Here is a 22,359-nt window from a genome sequence, read left to right as displayed (position 1 = left end):
TTCAACCCAGGCGGCCGGCCAGCCAAGTGCCGATATCGCGGATTTCCTCGGGTAACACTTCGTGACCCATTGGGTATTCCTGCCATGTCACGGTGACACCACGCAGTTTCAAATGCTCGTAGGCACTGCGGCCCATGGCGTTCTGCACCACTTCATCGTACTGGCCATGCAGGCACAGCGCCGGAATTCGCTGCTGGCTCGCCGACAGTTCGAGCTCGTCGCTGAAGGTTGGCGCATAAGTGGAGAGGGCAAGCACGCCACCGAGGGCACCCTGCCATTTCACAAACGCGGCGTGTAGGACCACGGCGCCACCCTGGGAAAAGCCGGCGAGGAAAATTCGCGATGCGTCTATTCCGCTGGCTTTTTGCTGCCCGATCAAATCAATGACCATTTCGGCCGACTCATCCAACTGTTCTCGGCTGATGGCCCGTGCTGGGCTCATGGCCAATATGTCGTACCAGCTGGGCATCTCGTAGCCACCATTAATGGTCACCGCACGGCTCGGTGCCTGGGGCAAAACAAAGCGGGTGGACAGCAAGGTTTCTTGCAGCGCCTCGGCCACCGGCAAGAAGTCGTAGCGATCGGCACCCAGGCCATGCAACCAGATTACGCAGGCGTCTGCGGGCTTGGCGGGCTGAAGAATCAAGGGTTCGGTCATGTTTGCTCCATATATGTGCGTGCGCGCCGATGGGGGGCGTTGGGGTGGTGCGAAAAAGGTGATTCAGTTAACAAGATGTCGCATGGTTGACTGTTTTGCGATGGTTCATGGGCTGAAACGGCTCAGCTGCCACTCTGGTACGGCGCTTGCTATGCGTAGGTCGATGTCAGAACTTTCCGAGGACGGTAACACTATCAGTGACTGCCGCCTGTGGGATACCGCTGGAATGACAGCACCAGCCTCTTGCCGCTTGACCCTAAAAAAAGCCAACACGGGTCGATATCGCCTCATAAGGGTGCGCAGAGGTTGGCGCTTCGACACAACAAGAGCAACTGGAGGTTTGAATGAAGGTATTGAAGTCCACCCTGGCCATCGCGACTGCGGCGACCGTATTGGGTATCAGTGGCCTGGCCCAGGCCGGCGCCACTTTGGATGCGGTGCAGAAGAAAGGCTTTGTGCAATGTGGTGTCAGCGACGGCCTGCCGGGTTTCTCGGTGCCGGATGCCAGCGGCAAGATCCTCGGGATCGACGCTGACTACTGCCGCGCCGTGGCCGCCGCTGTTTTCGGCGATGCGACCAAGGTCAAGTTCAGCCAGTTGAACGCCAAGGAGCGTTTCACCGCGCTGCAGTCTGGCGAAGTCGACATCCTGTCGCGCAACACCACCATGACCAGTTCTCGTGATGCGGGCATGGGCCTGAAATTCCCCGGGTTTATCACGTACTACGACGGCATTGGCTTTTTGGTCAACAACAAGCTGGGCGTGAAAAGTGCCAAGGAACTGGACGGTGCAACCATCTGCATCCAGGCCGGTACTACCACCGAGCTGAACGTTTCCGACTACTTCCGTGGCAACAACCTCAAGTACACCCCGATCACCTTCGATACCTCCGATGAAAGCGCCAAGTCGCTGGAGTCCGGGCGTTGCGACGTACTGACCTCCGACAAGTCCCAACTGTTCGCCCAGCGCAGCAAGCTGGCCGCGCCGAAGGAGTACGTGGTGCTGCCGGAAACCATTTCCAAGGAGCCCCTGGGCCCGGTCGTGCGTAATGGCGATGACGAGTGGCTGGCCATCGTGCGCTGGGTGGGCTACGCCATGCTCAACGCTGAAGAAGCCGGTATCACTTCGAAAAACGTCGAGGCTGAAGCCAAGGCCACCAAGAACCCGGATGTCGCCCGCCTGCTGGGCGCTGATGGCGAATACGGCAAAGACCTGAAAGTGAAGAAAGACTGGGTCGTACAGATCGTCAAGCAGGTCGGTAACTACGGCGAAGTGTTCGAGCGCAACCTGGGCAAGAGCACCCCGCTGGAAATCGACCGTGGCCTGAATGCGCTGTGGAATAACGGCGGCATTCAATACGCACCCCCAGTGCGCTGATCGCTGATGGTTCTATCACCCGGTGGGCCAACCGCCGGGTGATGTTCTGTTCCATTTTTTGCGGGGCACTTCATGCAAACTCAAATCGGCGCACCCAAGCAGAAGCTCAGCTTCAGCGATCCCAAAGTGCGCGCGTGGCTATTCCAGATCATCACCATCGTGGCGGTGGTCTCGCTGGGCTGGTACTTGTTTCATAACACCCAGACCAACATGCAACACCGGGGTATTACCTCCGGTTTCGACTTTCTTGAGCGCAGTGCCGGCTTCGGCATCGCGCAACACCTGATCGACTACACCGAATCGGACAGCTATGCCCGGGTGTTTGTGATCGGCTTGCTCAATACCTTGCTGGTGTCCGTGATCGGTGTCGTCCTGGCGACCCTGCTCGGCTTCATCATCGGCGTGGCGCGCCTGTCACCCAACTGGATGATCAACAAGCTGGCGACGGTGTATGTGGAAGTGTTCCGCAACATTCCGCCGCTGCTACAGATCCTGTTCTGGTATTTCGCGGTGTTCCTGACCATGCCGTTGCCGCGCAACAGCCATAACGTTGGCGATACCTTCTTCATGAGCTCGCGGGGCCTGAATATGCCGGCCGCACTGGCGTCTGAAGGTTTCTGGCCGTTTGTCGCCAGTGTCGTCGTCGCTATCGTGGCGGTCGTGTTGATGACGCGTTGGGCCAACAAGCGCTTTGAGGCCACCGGTGTACCGTTTCATAAGTTCTGGGCGGGCCTGGCGCTGCTCATCGTGATTCCGGCGTTGTGTACCTTGGTCTTCGGCGCACCGTTGCACTGGGAAATGCCCAGGCTTGCGGGCTTCAACTTTGTCGGCGGCTGGGTATTGATCCCGGAACTGCTGGCGCTGACCCTGGCGCTGACCGTCTACACGGCTGCGTTTATTGCCGAGATCGTGCGCTCGGGTATCCAGTCTGTGAGCCACGGCCAGACCGAAGCTGCGCACTCCCTTGGCATGCGCCCAGGCCCCACGCTGCGCAAGGTGATCATCCCGCAAGCCCTGCGGGTGATCATCCCGCCGCTGACCAGCCAATACCTTAACCTGGCGAAAAACTCGTCGTTGGCCGCCGGTATTGGTTATCCGGAAATGGTTTCGCTGTTTGCCGGCACGGTGCTCAACCAGACCGGCCAGGCCATCGAGGTCATTGCCATCACCATGAGTGTGTACCTGGCGATCAGTATCAGCATTTCCCTGCTGATGAACTGGTACAACAAGCGCATTGCGCTGATCGAGCGGTGAGGAAACACCCATGAGTACGCATACTTTCAAACCTGATATGCCGCCGCCGGGCAAGGTCTTCGGCCCGATGGCATGGGTGCGCGCCAACCTGTTCTCCAGCTGGCTCAACACCCTGCTGACCTTGCTCGCGTTCTACCTGGTGTACCTGGTTGTACCGCCGATTCTGCAGTGGGCGATCCTCGACGCGAACTGGGTGGGGACTACCCGCGCCGACTGCACCAAGGAGGGTGCCTGCTGGGTATTTATCCAACAGCGTTTCGGGCAGTTCATGTACGGCTACTATCCCAGCGACTTGCGCTGGCGCGTGGACCTGACCGTGTGGCTGGCCATTGTCGGCGCGGCGCCGTTGTTCATCTCGCGCTTGCAGCGCAAGGCGGTCTACGGCCTGGGCTTTCTGGTGGTGTACCCGATCGTGGCTTTCTTCCTGTTGCATGGCGGCGTCTTCGGCCTGACCAACGTGGCGACCAGCCAATGGGGCGGGCTGATGCTGACCCTGGTGATCGCCACTGTCGGCATCGCCGGCGCCTTGCCGCTGGGCATCATGCTGGCGTTGGGGCGGCGCTCGAATATGCCGGCGATTCGTGTGATCTGTGTGACCTTCATCGAGTTCTGGCGCGGCGTACCGTTGATCACCGTGCTGTTCATGGCCTCGGTGATGCTGCCGCTGTTCCTGCCTGAAGGCATGAGCTTCGACAAGCTGTTGCGCGCGTTGATCGGGGTGATCCTGTTCCAGTCGGCCTACGTGGCAGAAGTGGTGCGCGGTGGCTTGCAGGCGATTCCCAAGGGGCAGTACGAAGCGGCCGCAGCGATGGGCCTGGGCTACTGGCGCAGCATGGGCCTGGTGATTCTGCCGCAAGCCTTGAAGCTGGTGATACCGGGCATCGTCAACACCTTTATCGCGCTGTTCAAGGATACGAGCCTGGTGATCATCATCGGCCTGTTCGACCTGCTCAACAGCGTCAAGCAAGCCGCTGCCGATCCCAAATGGCTGGGCATGGCCACTGAAGGCTATGTATTTGCGGCCCTGGTGTTCTGGATTTTCTGTTTTGGTATGTCGCGCTACTCCATTCATTTGGAACGCAAGCTCGACACTGGCCACAAGCGTTAGGAGTTCTTTTGATGAGCGAAGCAATCAAACAGCCTGTGAGCCCTGAAGGCATTATCCAGATGCAGGGCGTGAACAAGTGGTACGGCCAGTTCCACGTGTTGAAAGACATCAACCTCAACGTCAAGCAGGGCGAGCGTATCGTCCTGTGCGGCCCGTCGGGCTCGGGCAAGTCCACTACCATCCGCTGCCTCAATCGCCTGGAAGAACACCAGCAGGGCCGCATCGTGGTCGATGGCGTGGAACTGACCAACGACCTCAAGCAGATCGAAACCGTGCGCCGTGAAGTGGGCATGGTGTTCCAGCACTTCAACCTGTTCCCGCACCTGACCATCCTGCAGAACTGCACGCTGGCGCCGATGTGGGTGCGCAAGATGCCCAAGCGCAAGGCCGAGGAAATCGCCATGCACTACCTGGAGCGCGTGCGCATCCCGGAGCAGGCCCACAAGTTTCCGGGGCAGTTGTCCGGTGGTCAGCAACAGCGCGTGGCGATTGCCCGGGCGTTGTGCATGAAACCCAAGATCATGCTGTTCGACGAGCCGACCTCGGCCCTCGACCCGGAGATGGTCAAGGAGGTGCTGGACACCATGATCGGCCTGGCCGAAGACGGCATGACCATGCTCTGCGTGACCCACGAGATGGGGTTTGCACGGACCGTGGCCAACCGGGTGATCTTCATGGACAAGGGCGAGATCGTGGAACAGGCGGCGCCGAATGACTTCTTCGACAACCCGCAGAATGAGCGGACGAAGTTGTTCTTGAGCCAGATTTTGCATTGATCGATGTTTGAAAGCATAAACCCGGCCTGGCGCCGGGTTTATTTTTTTGGGCTAGGACGTTTTGAGTGCTTCAGCGTCGTTGTTCACCGTGTAGGTGAATGCACCGCGCATATCAGCGCCGTCCGCCAGGGTTTTTGCGTCTGCCAGCAAGTGTGGGTGACGATCCAGTAAGCGCATCAACAGCACCAAGGGTTTGGGCGCCAGAAGCTCGCCGCGCTCGTACCGGGAGAACGCGTTGTGACCGCCCCCGGACAGCAATTGCACCGCTTCCTTTTGTGTAAGGTGCAGTTTGCGGCGGGTGCGTTTCATCTCGGCGCCGATCATTTGCCGGGCGGCGAGGGTCAGTTCATCTTTTGCCTCTGCGTAGCGATCTGCGCTGTCGTTGTCAGGATCCCAGAAACCGTCGCCGCAGACCTCGCATTCCCAGCCTGAAAGGTTGTCGACCCGTCGCTCCATGCCTTTGACGCTGATGGTTTCGCTGCGGCCCTCGAAATAACTCAATGCATCGGGGGCGCCGCAGATGTAGCACAGCTCAGTTTTTTTCATGGGTTTTTCTCCTTGAAGGAGACTACTGGAGGTCTTCCGTCTGTGCGGTAAGTGACCTTGATGTAAATCTCCCTATCTTTTGAGTAAGTGTGATACACGTCCTGCCAGACTCTATGGTCTCCATAAGTGGTCATCGACTTGTACAACCTCCAGTTTTGTAACTCATAGATGACGCCCTGCATTTCCTCGATGCTGAAGCCGAGCTCCTCACCGCACTCTTGTGCTGCCCGGGTAAACGCTTTCTTCCCAAGCCGCCTGAAATCAGCCTTTATCACCGCCAAATCGTAATGAGGTGTGTACTTTTCCATAAGACACCTGACTCCAATAATTACCCTTTAAGGGTAATTTTACTAATCGAAAATTCCGCTCCTTTACTCGCCTGAAAACCCTAGTGCGTTGCTTCTGTGGGCAACTCCGAATAGGCTGTACGAAAATTCATCCTATGATTGGACGAAAGCGAAAATCCGATGACAGACATCGCTCCGCTGATCAAACGTTCCCTGGTCGACCAGGCCCTGGACCAACTGCGCCAGCGCATCACCCAAGGCAAGTGGGCGATTGGCGAACGCCTGCCCACCGAGCCCGAGCTGTCTGCCGAGCTGGGCATCAGCCGCAACACCGTGCGCGAGGCCATGCGGGTGCTGGCGTTCTCGGGGTTGATCGAGATCCGCCAGGGCGATGGCAGTTACCTGCGCTCGATGACCGACCCCTTGGGGGTAATGAACGCCATGTCTCATTGCACCCTGTTCCAGGCCCAGGAGACGCGGCAGATTCTCGAAGTCGAGGCCATTGGCCTGGCCGCTTTGCGCCGAACCCCAGAAGATTTACGACGGTTGCGCGAAGCGTTAGACGCCAGCGGCGAGCACTACCATGGTGATCTGGAGCACTACATTCGCTGCGACCTGGTGTTCCACAAGCGCTTGGTGGATGCCGCTCACAACCCGGCCTTGAGCGAGTTGTACCAATACTTTTCCAGCATCGTCGGCGCCCAGTTGCGCCAGACCCTGAACATCAAGCCACGCCGCCAGGCGGTGTTCGACCTGCATGTCGAGCTGCTTGAGGCCGTGGAGCAACAGGACCCGGAGCGCGCCAAGGCATTGTCCCGGCAGTTGATCAATGAACCTTGACCCTGAGAGCGCCATGTCACGCCCAGAAAACACCCTTGAAGAATTGCTGATCGACGCCGAGGCCGACGACGAGATGGTCCAGCACAGCCCGCCGTTGGTGCATCGCCCGTGGCTGTTGCTGCTGGGCCTGATCCTGGTGGCGCTGAACCTGCGCCCGGCGTTGTCGAGCATGGCACCGTTGCTCAGCGAAGTGTCCAGCAGCCTGGGCTTGTCGGCGGCCCAGGCTGGCCTGCTGACCACCTTGCCGGTGCTGTGCCTGGGCCTGTTTGCGCCCCTGGCGCCGATCCTCGCCCGGCGCTTTGGTGCCGAGCGAGTGGTGCTGGGCATCTTGCTGACCCTGGCGGCCGGGATCATTTTGCGCAGTTCGTTCGGTGAGGTCGGGCTGTTCGCCGGCAGCCTGCTGGCCGGGGCCAGTATCGGCATTATCGGGGTGTTGCTGCCCGGTATCGTCAAGCGTGATTTCGCCAGGCAAGCCGGCACCATGACCGGTGTCTACACCATGGCCCTGTGCCTGGGGGCGGCGCTGGCGGCAGGGGCCACGGTGCCGTTGAGTCACTTCTTCGGCGACAGCTGGAACATCGGCCTGGGCTTCTGGGTTCTGCCAGCGCTGGTGGCGGCGCTGTTCTGGTTGCCGCAAGTGGGCCAGAAACACGGGGCCCACCAGGTGGCCTACCGGGTCAAAGGCTTGCTGCGCGATCCGCTGGCCTGGCAGGTGACCTTGTACATGGGCCTGCAATCGTCCCTGGCCTATATCGTTTTCGGTTGGTTGCCATCGATCCTCATCGGTCGAGGCTTGACCGCTACCCAGGCCGGGCTGGTGTTGTCTGGCTCGGTCATTGTGCAGTTGGCCAGCTCCCTGGCGGCGCCGTGGTTGGCCACGCGTGGCAAGGACCAGCGTCTGGCCATCGTGGTGGTGATGCTGTTGACCCTCGGTGGTTTGTTCGGTTGCTTGTATGCCCCACTGGACGGTTTATGGGGCTGGGCGATTTTGCTCGGCCTGGGGCAGGGCGGCACCTTCAGCCTGGCGCTGACCTTGATCGTCCTGCGCTCACGCGATGCCCATGTGGCCGCGAACCTGTCGAGCATGGCCCAAGGCTTCGGCTATACCTTAGCGTCCCTTGGCCCGCTCGCGGTGGGCCTGGTGCATGACTGGACCGGCGGCTGGACGGCCATCGGCTGGATTTTTGCGGTGATCGGCCTGGGTGCAATCGTCGCGGGGTTAGGCGCCGGGCGTGCGCTGTATGTGCAGGTCAGCAGCGAGAAGCTCTAGAGATACACCACTTCCAGGGTCGCCGAGCCGTCGAGCAGGGTGTCGGTGCTCAGGTCCAGGTTCTGCCTGGCATTGATCACCGCCGCGACGTTGACCGTGCTGATCAACTCCTGGATCGCCGAAGGCCCGGCAACGCTGCCTTGGGTGTCGGTGAAACCCAGGTAACTGTTGGCACCGATATCGATGGGGTTGAGGTTGGATGTGCGCCAGGCCACCCCGCCCGTGGTGGACTCGGTGCCGTAGACCGTAGTGGTGCTGTCCACCTGGGTGTGGCGCGGGTCAAAACTCATGGAGTAAAGGCCGAGTCGATTGCCGCTGTGGTCCAGCCCCAGGCCGTAGTAAATCTCACTGTTGACCGTGGCCGTGCCATCACGGTTGTCGCGCATGCGCAGGGCAAAACGACTCGGGGCATTGCAGGCAATGCTGACTTGCAGGTATTTGATCGGCAGTCGTGTGCCCCGGTCGACGTTCAGGTCCTGTTGGGAGATCTTGCCGTAGTCAATCAGGCCGCCACTGGACAGCCGCGGCGTACAGGCGATGGGCGTGATCCGGCCCTTGACGGTCAGGTCCACGGTCGACGCCGCCAGTGCATGTTGGGCCGAGGGCAGTAGCAACAGGGACGAAAAAACCAGGCAGTACTTTTTCATGGGGTGGATTCCAGAGGCTAGAGGTAGATGATTTCCAGGGTGCCCGAGCCGTTGATGCGTACCACCGTGCGTAGATCCAGGGACTGGGTGGGGGCCAGGTAGGCCTTGATACGGACGGTACCGGCCAGGTTTTGCAACGCGATCGGGCCAAGGGTATTGCCGGCGCTGTTGGTAAATCCCATGAGGCTGTTGGCGGCGATAGGAATCTGTCGTGCACTGGAGCTGCTCCAGGCCTGGCCGCTGCTGGTGGAGTCCGTACGGTAGAGCGTGCCGTAGGCATCGGCGGTGAAATCCGCGGGGTCGATGTTCAGGTAGTAGCGGCCGATCTTGTTCCGGCTGTTGTCCAGGTCCAGGCCATAGGCGGTTTCATCGGTGCCGCCGGTCGCTGTACCGAAGCGGTTGTCGTGCATCAGCAGGGCGAAGGGCGTGGGCGCATCGCAACTGACAGAAAATTGCAGGGTACGGGTGGGCAGTGGGTTTTCGTTGGTGCTGCTCAGGTCCTTGGCCAACAAGGTGCCGTAATCGACCAGGCCACCATTGGACAGCTGCGGCATGCACGCGGCGGGTGCAAAGTGGGCGCGCAGGGTCAGTTCCCGGTAGCGACCGCTCTGGCGGCTATAGATTGTCCCTGGTACTTCCCAGGTGGTGGTGTCCTTGACCCGTGTGGCAGCGATATCGGCAAAGGCACTGAAGGTCAATTGCACGGAAAAGTGCTGGCCGCTGAGTACCGTATCGCCCTTGACCGGCGCGATGCCGTGGTTCGTGCGCCAGTTCAGCAGAGTGCCGCGAGCCACCGGCGGTTGGCCGAGTGCTGGGACCAAGCCAAGCTCCACAGCGTTGCCGTCCAGTACTGCGTCGCTGGCCTGGATCGCGTAACTGCCATGCTCGGTGAACTGCAGGCGCTGGGTATTGGCTGCCAGGGCTCTATAAAACAGACTCATATCGGCAGGTTGTGGACAGCTGAAGTTCAGGCTCATGCGCCGCTCACCCAGGGGGCGTTCAGACGCGCTGTCACGTTGGGCAATACGGCTCATCAGACCGAAGTCCAGCAGTGCTTCGCTGATGTTCAACTGGCATTCGTCCTCGGCGACGGCGTTGCTGGTGAATATCACCAGCATCAGCGTCACGGCCAGACGTGGCAGGGCAGAAATTATATCCATGGTGATTGTCCTCATGACTGATCACATCGGGCAGGTGCGGTTTCGAAATACACCCGCGGGTCGCTTTTTTCCGGCAACTCGAACCACAAGGCACAACGCGCCATTCCAGGTGCACTGACCCACAGTTGCGGTTGCTCAAGCACATTGGGCAGGAACACCTGGCCGCCGTCTTGAACCAGGGTCACGAACTCACCGCTAGCGGTGGTGACGGACGCCCCACGTGGCAGTGGCGTGCCCTGTTCGTTGCGCACGTAGAGCAATGCCCTGCGTGTCAGGGTCACGCCGAAGTCGACCCGATCCACGGCGCCGCGCCCGGCAGCGATCATCGCCAGGCCGTTGTTGATATCAGCGTTACGCGGCAGCGAGCGGGTCTGCACTTCCACCGGGCTGCGGCCATAAGCGCTCAACTGTGGCACCACGGCCTGGCCTTGCCAGTCGGTCCATACCGGACCGCTGGGGGTGCTCAGCTTGATGCCCTGCATATCGCCGACCGCGACCAGGGCGAAGGTGTCACGCACCGGATAGGGCGACAGCGTTACGCCACCGCCATGCACCACCACACCGCCACGGGCACTGCCTTGATAACTTGAACGTTCGGCATCGGAGCGGCTGTAGCTGAAGTCGAGCTGGCTGTAGCGGGGCAGGGCCGAGAGGCCGAGGGTGGTTTCTACCTGCTGGTCGCGGCTGTCGTGTTCGGCGCTGACGCGGTAACTCAGTTGATCGTCGATCTGCTCGTTCAAACCGAGGCCGGTGCGGTGCTCGCCGCCCGAGTTGCGCACCCAACTGCGTACCCGACGGTTCTCGCCCAGGGGCAGGCTGATATTCAGGTACGCCGCATTGTCTTGCTGCTGACGGCCCCCCATTTGCCATTCCGCACTGGCCGACAGCGACACCCCACGCACACTGCTGCCCCAGGACACCAGGCCGCGGCTGCTGCTGTCGCCATCAAAGCTGCTGGAGCGCGAAACCCCGGCGCTGAAGGCGCCCAACCAGGGATGGGACCAACCCAGGGTGGCGCTTTGCTGATCGCGATAACGTGAGCGACGCTGCTGCGTAGTCTCGGGTTCGTAGGTGGCTTCTTCCAGCTCCCGATAGCCCGGTGTGCGCCAGGAATTGGCCACGCTGAACGACCATTGATCATTCAGGCGCTGGGACCAGGACAGGTCGGTCTGCAGCCCGCGGGCTTTGTCCCGTGCCTGCGCATCGGCGACCTGGCTGGACAGTTGCACTTGACTGTCCAGCCACGGCAGCCAGCCCAGGCTCAGCCCCGCCGCGCGGTATTCGCTGGACGCCAGCACGCCGCTGCCCAGGGACAGTTGCGGGTGCACGGCGCCGGTCCAGCCCGCACTGGCTACCCACGGATCGTCGCCCTGGGTATCACCGATGTTGCGCACGCGTCCCGCGGCCACTGAATAACCTGGCGCTGGCAACCCGAGGCCGAGCATGGCGGCTGGGACGGTGAACTGCCGCTCGTCACCGCTGCTTTCCCTGACGGTGACGTCGACGTCCGAGCGTGAATTCAAGCGTCGTACATCTGTCAGGGAAAACGGCCCGGCGGGGACCACTGTTGAGTGAATCAACGCGCCGTTCTGCCGCACTTCGACCTGCGCCGGGCTGTTGGCGATACCGTTGATGGTCGCGCCTTGGCCTTGTTCTTGAAGGGCCTGTTCGGTGAGTACCTGGACCCCCGTGATTTGCGCGCCGGACAACACCGGGTTGTAGAGATTGATCTGCCCGGCTTGCAGCACCGCCTGATGGCTGGCAAAGGTGCGTTGCGCATAAGCCTCCAGATGGGTGCTGCGCGACAGGCTGTCCTGCCAGGTCTGTACCTGGCGGCTGCGCACGATCCAGTCACCGGCATTGAAGCCGACCTCGGTATTGGCCGAGCCAAACCGGCTGTCGCCATCGCCAAAGCGATTGTAAAACCCGGTGAGATCGTAGTTGAGCAGGCCGGCAACGCCGCCGGTTTCATAACCCGAGATGTCCTGTTGCAATGGCCGCAAGGCCTCGGTCGGTACGACCAGAGAGACCGTGAGACTGGCCGGGTCGGGCTCCACCACGCTTTGTGGATATTGTGCGAGAAAGGCATGACAGGGGCCGTCGTCGCTGGGGGCCAACAGGTTGGCAGCGTCCAACAGGGCACGGTCAAAACACAGCGTACCCTGTTGATCAAAGCCCACTTCCAGCCGCCCCCGGCGCTGGCCGTTGACCTGCAGGCTGACGGCATGCCGGCCGGCGGTAAAGCGCGGTGCGTCCAGCAACAGGCTGGCCAGTTGTGGATCAATACCACGCTGGTGCAGGGTCGTGGCATCAAAGCCTGGTCGTTCTGCGGCCCAGCCTCTGCCGGGCAACAGGGCGCATGCCAACAGCAGCGCGGGCAAGGCGATACGCGCAGGAATCTCGGGCACGGCTTTGCCGTCACGGTAGCTCAATACTATTTTCACGAAGGGCACTCAAATGATGGGCGTTGGTGCGCCCTGGTGACGGTCTTCGAGCCGTCACTTCGTTATGCAGGCGCCGGGCGCCTGATGTTTAGTGGTCAGGTAATCGGAGCTTCGTAGGCGGCGACTGCAAAGCCATACACCGTGGCCGGCTGCAGTCGGACTTTGCTGGCCGGGCCGCCGGTGGCTGGCACACTCAGGGTTTCTCCCGGCAACACGTAGGTGCGCGGCAGCATCGCCTTGCCGTCACCCGGGAGCAGGCGCAGTTCCTGGGCCAGGCGTACGACATACGGGCTGTCATTGCGCACCTGCAAGGTGTTGTCATTTAGCGACCAGGCAAGCCCGGTCCACGGTGTGCGATTGGGGGCCAGGCCCCTGGGATGAATGATCACCGGCAGGTTCTGGCGCACCGTCACGCCAACCCGCGCATGCCCGGCTTCAGTGGCTGGACGGCCCTGAGGCATGCCTTCGAAGATTGCCCGCTTGAGGCGCTGGGTGAGCAAGGGTTGCTGATTTTGCAGGATGAAACGTACCAGTTGTGATTTGGACGCCTCGACCCGCGATAGCGGTGGAGTGACCACTAACAACGGTTCGGTGTCTTCGGGAATGTCTTCCAGGGTGACGTGCAGCAAGGCGAGTTGACTGTCGGTGTTGGTGACCGACACGGCGGTTTCGCCATCGGCTTCGTAAATGATCACCACGGAGGTATCCGGAACCATTCCGTCGGCCTGTGCACACGTGCCAAACAGTAGCGTCAGGGCCGCGATACTGGCCACAGTTTTCAACAATGCTGTCGTCATGACGGGGTTTTCCATAGGGGAAATATGAAGAGCTCAGAGGTAGCGCAAATCCAGCACGATGGAGCCATCGAGGGGCACCTCCTGATTCAGGGTCAGGTATTGGGCAAAGTTGATGGCGGTGTCGATTTGCAGTTGGGCGCTTAACTGGCCGATGAAGTCGGGCTGCCGATCACCGGGGGGAGCAAAGCCGACGTAGGATCTGGGGGGGCATTGGGGGCCGGTGCCCAGGTTTCACCGTTGTCGCTGGAGGCCAGGGCTTGCATGGAGAGCGCGTCGCCCAGCGGGTTGCGATAAGACAGCGCCACTGACCCCAGGCGCTCGGCAGGCACGTGGATGTTTCTGCCCAGGCTGTAAACGCTTGGGCCCAGTGAGGACTCGGCTCGGTTGTCGACCCCTACCAGGGCAAACAGCATGGGCCTGGAGCACTGCACACTCAGTTCCAGTAAGCGGCTGGGCAGCATGGTGAACTCATTGGGGTTGAGGGTATGAGCAGGAATTTTTCCGTGATCGACCATGCCCTCGTCTGATAGCTCGACGTGACAGGCATCCGGCGTCAGCCGCCCGGTCACGGTGATTTCGACAAAAGATGCGGCGAAGGCCGTAGTGACGTTGCTCAGCAAAAGCACTATCGCCAGGAGGCGAGGGTAGGTATTCATCGGTTGGCGCCACTGGCCGAGGTGCAGACGGCCGCTACGGAAAAAATACCCATGCCTGCCTGTTCCAGCCAGGCATGGGCGCCCAAGGCTTACAGGTACTTCACTTCAAGGGTGGCCGAGCCGTCGAGCGTGACCTCGTTGCTCAGGTCCAGGCCATCGGTGCGGGCGATGGAGGTGTCTACCACCAACTCGGTTACCAGTTCCTTGATGGCGGCCGGTTGGGTGGCATCGTCCAGAGTGGCCAGCGCCATGTACAAGCCGGCGTCCCAGAGCTTTTCGCTGTACCAGGTATTGCCGCCATCGGACGAAGCGATTGTTTGCATCTGTGCCCCATCGGCAACGGCGTTGCGTAGCATCAGTTGGAACCAGCCCAGCTTCTGGGTGCCGTTGATCAGGCCCAGGCCATAGTCGGAAGACATGATGGATGAACCGGCACGGTTATCGATGGAGTGCAGGGCAAACTGGATGGGGGCGTCGCATACCACCACCAGGGTCATGACGTGTGTACCGATCAATGTGGGATTGTCCGGACGCAGGTCTTTTGCGGAGATCTTGCCGTGGTCGATGATCCCGCCACTGCTCATGTTCGGTGTGCAGGCGCTGGGCACGATCAGCCCCTTGACGGTCAGGTCCACGGTGGAGGCAGCATAAGCGGTGGTGGAACCGAGGAACATCAGGCCGGTGGCGATGGCCGTAAACAGGGGCTTCATGGCGGCGAATTCCTTTTGATAGCGTTTATGTGTGGCGCTTAGAGGTAGTTGACCTGGACCGTGGCGTGCCCGTCGACGGGGACTTCATCGGTCAGGGTCAGGTCGTCGGCGGGGGCGATATGGGCGTACAGGCGGATCTCGGCGTCGAAATTCTGTACCGCGATGGGTACCAGTTGGTTACCTATTGCGACGGCCGTCAGCATGGTGTGGGTGAGCAGGCTGGTCGGCAGCCACGTCACGCCGCCGTCTTGTGAGGTGATGGTGCGTACAGCGACGCCATCAGCCACAGGGGCATACAGATGAAAGGCGGTACCGCCGAGCTTTTCGCCTTCCGGTGTCATCCCCAGTCCATGCCAGAAGTCGTGATTGGCGGAGGAGCCTGCGCGGTTATCGATGGTGGTCAGGGTGAAAAACGTCGGTGCTTCACAGCGCACGCTCAATTGTATGGATTGGTTGGGCAGTGAGGTGTACTGCTCGGCGTTCAGGTCTTTGACCGCCAATTTTCCGAAGTCGACCATGCCTCCTCCGGAGATCAGTGGGGCACAGGCGCTGGGGGTGATACTGCCTTTGACCGTGAGGTCGGTATTGCTGGCGGCCATTGCGATTGACGATACGCCGGCTAGGCAGGCAACCAAGGGGATGCTGCGAAGAAAGTGCATTGTGTGAGCCCTCCTGGCGTTCTGGTTTGGCATTACAGGTACATCACTTCCAGCGTTCCGGAACCGTCGATAGGCTGCTCTTCGCTGAAATCAAACTGATCCGCGCGAGCGATTTGGGTGGCTACTTCAAGGTCCATGACCAGATCCTTTACCGGGATCAGCGCCGTGGCATCATCCAGGGCACCCACACCCCACAGGGTTTGCAGTTCCCAGAGCCTCTCTGCATACCAGGTACTGCCACCATCGCTAGACGCGATGGGTTGTACAGCGACGGCATCAGCCACCATGTTCAGAGGCGTCAGATAAAACCTGCCGAGTTTCTTGTTCTCATTGATCAGGCCCAGGCCGAAATCGCTGCTGCCGGTGGATGTTCCGGCACGGTTGTCGATGGGCCTGATGGCCATGGCGGTGAGGCCTTCGCAATTGATCGTCAGTTGCAGCGTGAACCTGGGAAGGGATGTCGGGTTGTTCTGTACCAGGTCCTTGGAGGCGATCTTTCCATGGTCGACAACACCGCCGCCGGAGAGGGTTGGTGTGCAGGCGTTGGGTGTGATCAGGCCCTTTACCGTCAGGTCCACGGAGCTGGCGGCAAAGGCAGATGCAGAGCTGGCGAGCAACAGGGCAGTGCCCAGCAGGGTTAGGGATTTGTTCATTTTCAGGTTGTTCCAGTGCAAGGTCGGCTGTTGAAGCGCGCAGGGCAATGCCTTTCCCTGGACAGGGGCAGGTTGCAAGGCGGCTTGGCGTATCTGTTTCAGGTCTGCCGCAGTGCGGCATCCCTGTTCCCTCTGGTTGGGGTGGGCGCAATTTATCGAGAGGCGGGGACTGGGGGAATACAACTATTACGACAATGGCGGGGCGGATAAAAAACCGCTTGTGCCATGTCGGAATAGTTTGTTTGGCATGTAGGACAAGTGGTTTTTTCGTAGTAGTTGCATCGTCACCAAGGCGTTCATAGCGATATTTTTAGGTGGCGATGGCGGTCATATGAGTGTTTGTGATGCGCTCTCTGACCGTTGCGTCAGTGCCAGCCGGGCGCTGTAGAACTGATCGCAACACTGAGGTGAACATGGAGACTGGCGTATCGTTGAACGCAGTGCTTTCCCGTGAACTGAGACCCTCGACCGTTCCGCCACCGCATTGGCAACATCTGAAGGTATTGGTGGTGGAGGACCACTCTGCCTATCGCGCCTTGATGGGGTGGTTTCTGAAGAAGCTAGGGTTGGGCCATCAATTGGTTGGCGATGGGCTACACGGGCTGGCGGCCCTCGCCGAATGCCCTTTCGATCTGGTCATCAGCGATTGCCAGATGCCACTGATGGACGGCTACAGCATGAGTCGTGCTATCCGTCGTCGTGAGTGTGCCAACGACCTGGCGCGAGTGCCGATCATTGCATTGACGGGTAACCTGGTACACGACGATCCCCAACGCTGTCGCGATGCGGGTATGGACGCCTGGTTGCTCAAGCCGTTGTCCCTTGAGCAACTGCATAGCGTATTGGCATTGTGGCTGCCCGGCCCGGCCGATGCGAAGCTGCACGCGCCGGTCTCGGCACTCTGGCCGAGCCGTATTGACCTGATCGAAAGCTTTGGTGATGCCCGCGTGGTGAATCAGATGCTCGCCAGTCTGCTTTGTGAGGCCCGGGAAGACAGTGCAGCCCTGGATCACGCCCGCATGACCCTGAATGTGCCGCTGACTGCCGAACGCCTGCATCGCCTGGTGGGAAGTCTGGCCTTTCTCGGCGTCGCAGAGTTGGAGTTGCGCGGGATGCGCCTGATCGAGCATGTCCATACCCAAGGCATTGTGTTGACAAAACCGCAGCTGGAAGCGTTCCAGACGGACCTGCGGGCCTACCTCGTTTACCTGGGCTCGTTGTGATGTGCTCGGCGATTTGTAGGGGGATGGAGTTCTGTGTTGAAGGCTTTGGATGTAGGTGTTTTCTTTTTATTTTGTAGGTTTTGGTTGGGTAACTACCAAACATTGATCTCGGCGAAAAAAGCGCGGGACTTAGGCGGTTGTTGAGGGCGGCTGGCGGAGGTATTTTGCGCGGACTCAAATTGCCATCATTCGTGGGTACCTAATGCTTCGCGTAATTATTGCTGACGATCATCCCATTGTACGTATCGGGCAGAGAGTGGTGATCGAGGCGAATAGCAGATGCAAAGTGGTGGGGGAAGCCGAGGGCCCGGATGAATTGCTTCGGCTGCTGGAAAGCACTTCTTGTGATGTGCTGGTGACTGATTTCGCTATGCCGGGAGGCCAGCAGGCCGACGGCTATGGCTTGCTGAGCCTGCTGCGCCGCCAGTATCCGAAGTTGCCCGTGATTCTGGTGACCATGTTTGCCAATGTCGCCACCTTGCGTGCCTCCTTTGCCCATGGCGCCCAGGCCATTGTCGCCAAAAGTGCCTCGGCCAAAGAGTTGCCCCAGGCGATCAAGGCGGTGAGCGCTGGGCAGACCTTTGTCAGCGAATGCCTGCGGGTTCAACTGGTGGAGGCTGGCACGGGGGATCAGTCGCAGCAGCCACAGTTGTCCGGCAAGGAGCGGGAAGTGGTGCGTATGCTCGCCAGCGGCATGACGGTCAGTCAGATCGCCGTACGGGTCAATCGCAGCATCTCCACCATCAGCAAACAGAAAAGCACAGCGATGAACCGGCTATGTATTTCCACCGATGTGGATCTATTTGCCTATGCCCGCAGCTGCGGCATGGTGCCATAGGGGCACACCCTTGGCATTTCGGGCGTCAATATCGATGGTGCTCCAGGTCTTTGCACACTATCGTGACTTTCCAAGCCTTTGCTGGATGCTGCCCATGCGCGATGCCCATAACGCCCTGATTACCGAGTTCTACAGCGCCTTCAAGCGCCTGGATGCCGAGGCCATGAGCGCCTGCTATACCGACGACGTGGTGTTCAGCGACCCGGCGTTCGGCGAACTACGTGGACGTGATGCCGGTGACATGTGGCGCATGCTCACCACCCGGGCCAAGGACTTTTCCCTGACCTTCGACAGCGTGCGCAGCGATGACGCCACCGGCAACGCCCACTGGGTGGCCACCTACCTGTTCAGCCAGACCGGCAACACCGTGGTCAACGATATCCAGGCGCGCTTTGTGTTTCGCGATGGCAAGATCTGCGAGCACCACGATCACTTCGACCTGTGGCGTTGGTCGCGCCAGGCGCTGGGTACCAAGGGCCTGTTGCTGGGCTGGACGCCGTTGGTGCGCAATGCGGTGCGTAGCCAGGCATTAAAAGGGTTGAAGGCGTTCCAGGCCAGTCGTTGATAAGATCAGCGTTTCTTTGCTTGGCCAGAGTCCGTTGTGAACAATCCTTCTGAACCCGTCGCTCCCAAGCCTTGGTTTGTCTACTTGGTGCGTGCGGCCAATGGCTCGCTCTATTGCGGGATCAGTAACGACCCGGTACGCCGCTTTGCTGTGCACCAGAGCGGCAAGGGTGCGCGGTTTTTCCTGTCCAGCCCCGCCGTGGCACTGGTCTACACCGAAGCCTGTGCCAGCAAGGGCGAAGCCCTGCGCCAGGAGCGGCTGATCAAAAAACTCAGGAAAAGCGCCAAGGAGTGTCTGGCGCGGGCTTATCAATCTGATTGATCAGTTCCCATCAGGCCCAACGGTAGGCCGCCGGCCTGGTATGCGCGGGTATTGAGCTTCGGCCGTGGCACTTCCCGCGCCTGGGGTATCCCACTGTAGGAGCGAGCTTGCTCGCGAAGAACGTCAACGATAACGCAGCGCTAACAGTTAACCTGCGTCGCCTGTACGTTTTTCGTCGGAACGCCGCCCGGAGACAAGCTCGCTCCTACGGGGTTAGTGCCGACAGGATGGCCTCGGGGTTGTATTCGCGAATCAGCGTGCCGTTCACATCCACAAACGGAATCCCGCCGCCGCCCAGCGCTTGATAGGCCTTGCGGCCTTCGGGATCCTGGTCGATATCGACGCTCTTGTAGGGAATGCCCTTCTGATCCAGGAATCGCTGGATCTGCTTGCAGTAGCCGCACCACTGGGTGGCATAAAGCACCACCCGCGCTGACGCCCGGGTCTGCTCCGAGACCACCTGCGAGGGGTTGAACACCCGCTGGATCTTGCCCCAGTTCTGGAATACCACCACCACCAGCAACACCAGCAGGACTTTTTTCAGGACCCCGCCAAGCATCAGTTGCGGCGCTTGAGCTGGTCGGTCAGTTGGGTCGGCAGGCCCTTGATGATCAGGGTGCCGGCAGCCTCGTCGTACTCGATCTTGTCGCCCAGCAAATGCGCTTCAAAGCTGATGGACAAGCCTTCGGCGCGCCCGGTGAAGCGGCGGAACTGGTTGAGGGTGCGCTTATCCGCCGGGATTTCCGGGGACAGGCCGTAATCCTTGTTGCGGATGTGATCGTAGAAGGCCTTTGGCCGATCTTCATCGATCAAGCCCGAAAGTTCTTCCAGGCCCATCGGTTCGCCGAGCTTGGCCTGGCTGCTGGCGTAGTCCACCAGGGTCTTGGTTTTCTCGCGGGCGGACTCGTCCGGCAGGTCTTCGCTCTCGACGAAGTCGCTGAAGGCCTTGAGCAGGGTACGGGTCTCGCCCGGCCCATCGACCCCTTCCTGGCAGCCGATAAAGTCGCGGAAGTACTCCGAGACCTTCTTGCCGTTCTTACCCTTGATAAAGGAAATGTACTGCTTGGACTGCTTGTTGTTCTGCCATTCGGAGACGTTGATCCGCGCCGCCAGGTGCAATTGGCCCAGGTCCAGGTGGCGCGACGGGGTCACGTCGAGCTGATCGGTCACGGCCACGCCCTCGCTGTGGTGCAGCAGGGCGATGGCCAGGTAGTCGGTCATGCCCTGCTGGTAGTGGGCAAACAGCACGTGGCCGCCGACGGAGAGGTTGGACTCCTCCATCAGTTTCTGCAGATGTTCCACCGCGATCCGGCTGAAGGCGGTGAAATCCTTGGCGCCGTCGAAATACTCCTTCAACCAGCCACTGAACGGGTGCGCGCCGGACTCGGCATGGAAGAAACCCCAGGCCTTGCCTTGTTTGGCGTTATAGCTCTCGTTGAGATCGGCGAGCATGTTCTCGATGGCGGCGGACTCGGCCAATTCGGAGTCACGGGCGTGGAGAACTGCGGGCGTGCCGTCGGGTTTTTTGTCGATCAGGTGGACGATGCAATGACGGATCGGCATGGGCTTCTCGGCTGGTTGGGCGGGAGTGGTCGGCCTCCCGGAAAAAGTTGCCAGTGTACCGCACCCGCTGGTTCCGGCGTCGTTTGAAGCGGTTTCGGGAGCCCTCTGACGGCTCATATGCCTTTTTTTCACGGTTTAGAGCGATAAAGCTGACCAAATGGGTAGGTAGAAGCGGATATTTCCCCGTCTCTGTGCTAGTTTTGCCCCGTCTTACGCGATGTATCGGCGTTAAGCGTGCATTCAGCATTTGTCAGGTCGAACCAAACCCCGTTTCAGGCATCTATAACCCCGATCTCTCGCGGTTATGGCCAGGGGTGCCAGGCCATGATGGTCGGGCTCGATGGCTGACACTGCACTCTGCAATCCAAATGAATTTGATAGGGAAGGAACACCACAATGGCTTTGACTAAAGACCAACTGATCGCTGATATCGCCGAATCCACTGACACCACCAAGGTTCAAGTACGTGCAGTACTGGAGCAACTGGCTCAGATCGTTGGTGACCAGCTGGACAACGGCGGCGAAATCACTCTGCCAGGTGTTGGCAAACTGAAAGTGACCGAGCGTCCAGCCCGTACCGGCCGTAACCCTTCGACTGGCGCTGCCATCGAAATCGCTGCCAAGAAAGTGATCAAGCTGGTTGTGGCCAAAGGCCTGACCGATTCGGTCAACAAGTAAGACGCAGTAAAAAAACCGTGCTCCGGAGCGATCCGGGCACGGTTTTTTGTTGCCTGCGTTTTTTGCTTTATCTGTAGGAGCGAGCTTGTCTCCGGGCGGCGTTCCGACGAAGAACTAAAGCACACCGCGTTAAACCAGGGAGAACACGTGATCGTTGGCGTTCTTCGCGAGCGAGCTCGCTCCTACAGGAGCGAGCTTAGCGCACCCAGCGCTGGCGCCAGAGCTGCTGCTCGTTCTTGGTCTGGAAGGTCCAGGCCACAAAACGGCTCTGTTTCTGGCCCTGGGACATCTCCACCACCTGGCTTTCCAGCACACCGGCTTTTTTCAGCGCAGTCTCGATGGCGGGCAGGTTGGAGGCTTTTGACACCAGGGTGCTGAACCACAGCACTTTATGGGCAAAGTGCGCACTTTCGGCGATCAACTGCGTGACAAAGCGTGCTTCACCGCCTTCACACCACAGCTCTGCCGATTGGCCACCGAAGTTCAGCACCGGCAACTTGCGCTTGGGGTCGGCCTTGCCCAGGGCACGCCATTTACGCTCGCTGCCTTTGGTCGCTTCGTCCATGGACGCATGGAAGGGCGGGTTGCACATGGTCAGGTCAAACCGCTCACCCGGCTCCAGCAGGCCCAGCAGGATGTGCTTGGGATTGGTTTGCTGGCGTAGCTGGATCACCTTGCTCAGGTCGTTGGACTGTACGATGGCCTTGGCCGCGGCGACCGCTGTCGGGTCAATCTCGGAGCCGAGGAAATTCCAGCGGTAGTCCATGTAGCCGATCAGCGGGTAGACGCAGTTGGCGCCCATGCCGATGTCCAGCACCTTGACGATCGAGCCACGGGGAATCTTGCCGTCATTGACACTGGCCAGCAGGTCGGCGAGGAAGTGCACGTAATCGGCACGGCCCGGCACCGGTGGGCACAGGTAGTCAGCCGGGATATCCCAGTGCTGCACGCCATAGAACGCCTTGAGCAACGCCCGGTTGAATACCCGCACCGCATCGGGGCTGGCGAAGTCGATGCTTTCCTTGCCGTAAGGGTTAAGGATCACGAACTGGGCCAGTTCCGGCGTGGTCTTGATCAGCGCCGGGAAGTCGTAACGGCCCTGGTGGCGGTTGCGTGGGTGCAGAGTGGCCTCTTTGCGTGGCACGACGGGCTTGGCCGTGGCGGCGGTTTTCGGCTTCTTGCGCGGAGGTTTTGGCGTGCTGGGGGCGGTCATGGGCTACGTCGATTCTGGGGTTGCTTCAAAAGTGGTGGGTATTGTCACACATTCCGAAGTTGATCTCGGTTAAATGTGGGAGCGGGCTTGCTCGCGAATGCAGTGTGTCAGTTATTG

Annotated in this window: 24 protein-coding genes and 1 pseudogene; 11 read left to right on the top strand and 14 right to left on the bottom strand. The window is 60.1% G+C overall.

Going from position 1 to position 22,359, the window contains the following annotated elements:
* Position 1: 1 nt before the first annotated feature.
* A complete protein-coding gene (locus tag H097_RS11820) occupies positions 2-658 on the bottom strand; it encodes an alpha/beta fold hydrolase (RefSeq protein ID WP_032859995.1) in 657 nt (218 codons plus the stop codon).
* 344 nt (positions 659-1,002) lie between these two features.
* On the opposite strand from H097_RS11820, the gene H097_RS11815 reads away from it, so the two are divergent.
* From H097_RS11815 to H097_RS11800, 4 genes are all read left to right on the top strand, one after another.
* Positions 1,003-2,034, top strand: coding sequence for an amino acid ABC transporter substrate-binding protein (locus H097_RS11815; RefSeq protein ID WP_032859994.1), 1,032 nt, complete (start codon positions 1,003-1,005; stop codon positions 2,032-2,034).
* Positions 2,035-2,106: 72 nt separating this feature from the next.
* On the top strand, positions 2,107-3,288 hold the full coding sequence (locus H097_RS11810) for an amino acid ABC transporter permease (RefSeq protein ID WP_032859993.1): 1,182 nt from the start codon (positions 2,107-2,109) through the stop codon (positions 3,286-3,288).
* Between the two features lie 10 nt (positions 3,289-3,298).
* Positions 3,299-4,396 (top strand): amino acid ABC transporter permease, encoded by a 1,098-nt coding sequence (locus H097_RS11805; protein WP_032859992.1) that lies wholly within the window; start codon positions 3,299-3,301, stop codon positions 4,394-4,396.
* Between the two features lie 11 nt (positions 4,397-4,407).
* Positions 4,408-5,172, top strand: a complete 765-nt coding sequence (locus tag H097_RS11800) for an amino acid ABC transporter ATP-binding protein (protein WP_032859991.1) — start codon at positions 4,408-4,410, stop codon at positions 5,170-5,172.
* Positions 5,173-5,223: 51 nt separating this feature from the next.
* Here the strand turns inward: H097_RS11800 and H097_RS11795 are convergent, their stop codons facing one another.
* Both H097_RS11795 and H097_RS11790 read right to left on the bottom strand, forming a co-directional pair.
* A complete protein-coding gene (locus tag H097_RS11795) occupies positions 5,224-5,718 on the bottom strand; it encodes a type II toxin-antitoxin system MqsA family antitoxin (protein ID WP_032859990.1) in 495 nt (164 codons plus the stop codon).
* The gene (locus H097_RS11790; protein ID WP_032859989.1) at positions 5,715-6,026 is read right to left on the bottom strand and encodes a type II toxin-antitoxin system MqsR family toxin; all 312 of its coding nucleotides are present in this window, start codon (positions 6,024-6,026) and stop codon (positions 5,715-5,717) included. The genes H097_RS11795 and H097_RS11790 overlap by 4 nt, the downstream gene beginning before the upstream one ends.
* Before the next feature lie 159 nt (positions 6,027-6,185).
* Between H097_RS11790 and H097_RS11785 the strand changes: the two genes are divergently transcribed.
* Positions 6,186-6,845: a FadR/GntR family transcriptional regulator gene (locus H097_RS11785; RefSeq protein WP_032859988.1), complete on the top strand. Its 660-nt coding sequence runs from the start codon at positions 6,186-6,188 to the stop codon at positions 6,843-6,845.
* A complete protein-coding gene (locus tag H097_RS11780; RefSeq protein WP_032859987.1) occupies positions 6,835-8,115 on the top strand; it encodes a CynX/NimT family MFS transporter in 1,281 nt (426 codons plus the stop codon). Before H097_RS11785 ends, H097_RS11780 begins: the two co-directional genes overlap by 11 nt.
* Here the strand turns inward: H097_RS11780 and H097_RS11775 are convergent.
* The 8 genes and pseudogenes from H097_RS11775 to H097_RS11740 form a co-directional block, all read right to left on the bottom strand.
* Entirely contained in the window at positions 8,112-8,762 is a 651-nt protein-coding gene (locus tag H097_RS11775) for a DUF1120 domain-containing protein (protein ID WP_032859986.1), read from the bottom strand. The two genes, H097_RS11780 and H097_RS11775, sit on opposite strands and share 4 nt — an antisense overlap.
* Before the next feature lie 17 nt (positions 8,763-8,779).
* Positions 8,780-9,922, bottom strand: a complete 1,143-nt coding sequence (locus tag H097_RS11770; protein ID WP_082445570.1) for a DUF1120 domain-containing protein — start codon at positions 9,920-9,922, stop codon at positions 8,780-8,782.
* Positions 9,923-9,933: 11 nt separating this feature from the next.
* Complete coding sequence (locus H097_RS11765; protein WP_241495425.1) at positions 9,934-12,366, bottom strand: fimbria/pilus outer membrane usher protein; 2,433 nt, start codon at positions 12,364-12,366, stop codon at positions 9,934-9,936.
* Positions 12,367-12,461: 95 nt separating this feature from the next.
* The gene (locus H097_RS11760; protein WP_032859984.1) at positions 12,462-13,163 is read right to left on the bottom strand and encodes a fimbria/pilus chaperone family protein; all 702 of its coding nucleotides are present in this window, start codon (positions 13,161-13,163) and stop codon (positions 12,462-12,464) included.
* A gap of 33 nt (positions 13,164-13,196) precedes the next feature.
* A pseudogene (locus H097_RS11755) lies at positions 13,197-13,819 on the bottom strand (DUF1120 domain-containing protein).
* 89 nt (positions 13,820-13,908) lie between these two features.
* Positions 13,909-14,529, bottom strand: coding sequence for a DUF1120 domain-containing protein (locus H097_RS11750; RefSeq protein ID WP_032859983.1), 621 nt, complete (start codon positions 14,527-14,529; stop codon positions 13,909-13,911).
* Between the two features lie 38 nt (positions 14,530-14,567).
* Positions 14,568-15,188, bottom strand: coding sequence for a DUF1120 domain-containing protein (locus H097_RS11745; protein WP_032859982.1), 621 nt, complete (start codon positions 15,186-15,188; stop codon positions 14,568-14,570).
* Between the two features lie 32 nt (positions 15,189-15,220).
* Positions 15,221-15,841, bottom strand: coding sequence for a DUF1120 domain-containing protein (locus tag H097_RS11740; protein ID WP_032859981.1), 621 nt, complete (start codon positions 15,839-15,841; stop codon positions 15,221-15,223).
* 413 nt (positions 15,842-16,254) lie between these two features.
* On the opposite strand from H097_RS11740, the gene H097_RS11735 reads away from it, so the two are divergent.
* From H097_RS11735 to H097_RS11720, 4 genes are all read left to right on the top strand, one after another.
* A complete protein-coding gene (locus H097_RS11735) occupies positions 16,255-17,064 on the top strand; it encodes a response regulator (protein ID WP_032859980.1) in 810 nt (269 codons plus the stop codon).
* 202 nt (positions 17,065-17,266) lie between these two features.
* Positions 17,267-17,902, top strand: coding sequence for a response regulator transcription factor (locus H097_RS11730; RefSeq protein ID WP_032859979.1), 636 nt, complete (start codon positions 17,267-17,269; stop codon positions 17,900-17,902).
* Positions 17,903-17,996: 94 nt separating this feature from the next.
* On the top strand, positions 17,997-18,467 hold the full coding sequence (locus H097_RS11725; RefSeq protein ID WP_032859978.1) for a nuclear transport factor 2 family protein: 471 nt from the start codon (positions 17,997-17,999) through the stop codon (positions 18,465-18,467).
* Positions 18,468-18,503: 36 nt separating this feature from the next.
* Entirely contained in the window at positions 18,504-18,788 is a 285-nt protein-coding gene (locus H097_RS11720; RefSeq protein WP_032859977.1) for a GIY-YIG nuclease family protein, read from the top strand.
* Positions 18,789-18,993: 205 nt separating this feature from the next.
* Here H097_RS11720 and H097_RS11715 read toward each other — a convergent pair whose 3' ends face one another.
* Positions 18,994-19,347, bottom strand: a complete 354-nt coding sequence (locus tag H097_RS11715) for a glutaredoxin family protein (protein WP_032859976.1) — start codon at positions 19,345-19,347, stop codon at positions 18,994-18,996.
* Complete coding sequence (gene yejK, locus H097_RS11710; protein ID WP_032859975.1) at positions 19,347-20,351, bottom strand: nucleoid-associated protein YejK; 1,005 nt, start codon at positions 20,349-20,351, stop codon at positions 19,347-19,349. Before yejK ends, H097_RS11715 begins: the two co-directional genes overlap by 1 nt.
* A gap of 396 nt (positions 20,352-20,747) precedes the next feature.
* On the opposite strand from yejK, the gene H097_RS11705 reads away from it, so the two are divergent.
* Positions 20,748-21,029, top strand: a complete 282-nt coding sequence (locus H097_RS11705) for an HU family DNA-binding protein (protein ID WP_032859974.1) — start codon at positions 20,748-20,750, stop codon at positions 21,027-21,029.
* A gap of 196 nt (positions 21,030-21,225) precedes the next feature.
* On the opposite strand, the gene rlmF is transcribed toward H097_RS11705, so the two are convergent.
* Positions 21,226-22,242 (bottom strand): 23S rRNA (adenine(1618)-N(6))-methyltransferase RlmF, encoded by a 1,017-nt coding sequence (gene rlmF / locus H097_RS11700; protein WP_032859973.1) that lies wholly within the window; start codon positions 22,240-22,242, stop codon positions 21,226-21,228.
* Positions 22,243-22,359 lie beyond the last annotated feature (117 nt).

This window comes from Pseudomonas sp. FH4 (genome assembly GCF_000510915.2).
Classification (GTDB): Bacteria; Pseudomonadota; Gammaproteobacteria; order Pseudomonadales; family Pseudomonadaceae; genus Aquipseudomonas; species Aquipseudomonas brenneri.
The sequence above is the reverse complement of the archived record's forward strand: the minus strand, read 5'-3'. Positions and strand labels throughout refer to the sequence as shown.

Bases quoted from the DNA above. Each gene is read 5' to 3' on its own strand.
- H097_RS11820 (WP_032859995.1), bottom strand. From the start codon at position 658: ATGACCGAACCCTTGATTCTTCAGCCCGCCAAGCCCGCAGACGCCTGC.
- H097_RS11815 (WP_032859994.1), top strand. From the start codon at position 1,003: ATGAAGGTATTGAAGTCCACCCTGGCCATCGCGACTGCGGCGACCGTA.
- H097_RS11810 (WP_032859993.1), top strand. From the start codon at position 2,107: ATGCAAACTCAAATCGGCGCACCCAAGCAGAAGCTCAGCTTCAGCGAT.
- H097_RS11805 (WP_032859992.1), top strand. From the start codon at position 3,299: ATGAGTACGCATACTTTCAAACCTGATATGCCGCCGCCGGGCAAGGTC.
- H097_RS11800 (WP_032859991.1), top strand. From the start codon at position 4,408: ATGAGCGAAGCAATCAAACAGCCTGTGAGCCCTGAAGGCATTATCCAG.
- H097_RS11795 (WP_032859990.1), bottom strand. From the start codon at position 5,718: ATGAAAAAAACTGAGCTGTGCTACATCTGCGGCGCCCCCGATGCATTG.
- H097_RS11790 (WP_032859989.1), bottom strand. From the start codon at position 6,026: ATGGAAAAGTACACACCTCATTACGATTTGGCGGTGATAAAGGCTGAT.
- H097_RS11785 (WP_032859988.1), top strand. From the start codon at position 6,186: ATGACAGACATCGCTCCGCTGATCAAACGTTCCCTGGTCGACCAGGCC.
- H097_RS11780 (WP_032859987.1), top strand. From the start codon at position 6,835: ATGAACCTTGACCCTGAGAGCGCCATGTCACGCCCAGAAAACACCCTT.
- H097_RS11775 (WP_032859986.1), bottom strand. From the start codon at position 8,762: ATGAAAAAGTACTGCCTGGTTTTTTCGTCCCTGTTGCTACTGCCCTCG.
- H097_RS11770 (WP_082445570.1), bottom strand. From the start codon at position 9,922: ATGGATATAATTTCTGCCCTGCCACGTCTGGCCGTGACGCTGATGCTG.
- H097_RS11760 (WP_032859984.1), bottom strand. From the start codon at position 13,163: ATGACGACAGCATTGTTGAAAACTGTGGCCAGTATCGCGGCCCTGACG.
- H097_RS11750 (WP_032859983.1), bottom strand. From the start codon at position 14,529: ATGAAGCCCCTGTTTACGGCCATCGCCACCGGCCTGATGTTCCTCGGT.
- H097_RS11745 (WP_032859982.1), bottom strand. From the start codon at position 15,188: ATGCACTTTCTTCGCAGCATCCCCTTGGTTGCCTGCCTAGCCGGCGTA.
- H097_RS11740 (WP_032859981.1), bottom strand. From the start codon at position 15,841: ATGAACAAATCCCTAACCCTGCTGGGCACTGCCCTGTTGCTCGCCAGC.
- H097_RS11735 (WP_032859980.1), top strand. From the start codon at position 16,255: ATGGAGACTGGCGTATCGTTGAACGCAGTGCTTTCCCGTGAACTGAGA.
- H097_RS11730 (WP_032859979.1), top strand. From the start codon at position 17,267: ATGCTTCGCGTAATTATTGCTGACGATCATCCCATTGTACGTATCGGG.
- H097_RS11725 (WP_032859978.1), top strand. From the start codon at position 17,997: ATGCGCGATGCCCATAACGCCCTGATTACCGAGTTCTACAGCGCCTTC.
- H097_RS11715 (WP_032859976.1), bottom strand. From the start codon at position 19,347: ATGCTTGGCGGGGTCCTGAAAAAAGTCCTGCTGGTGTTGCTGGTGGTG.
- yejK (WP_032859975.1), bottom strand. From the start codon at position 20,351: ATGCCGATCCGTCATTGCATCGTCCACCTGATCGACAAAAAACCCGAC.
- H097_RS11705 (WP_032859974.1), top strand. From the start codon at position 20,748: ATGGCTTTGACTAAAGACCAACTGATCGCTGATATCGCCGAATCCACT.
- rlmF (WP_032859973.1), bottom strand. From the start codon at position 22,242: ATGACCGCCCCCAGCACGCCAAAACCTCCGCGCAAGAAGCCGAAAACC.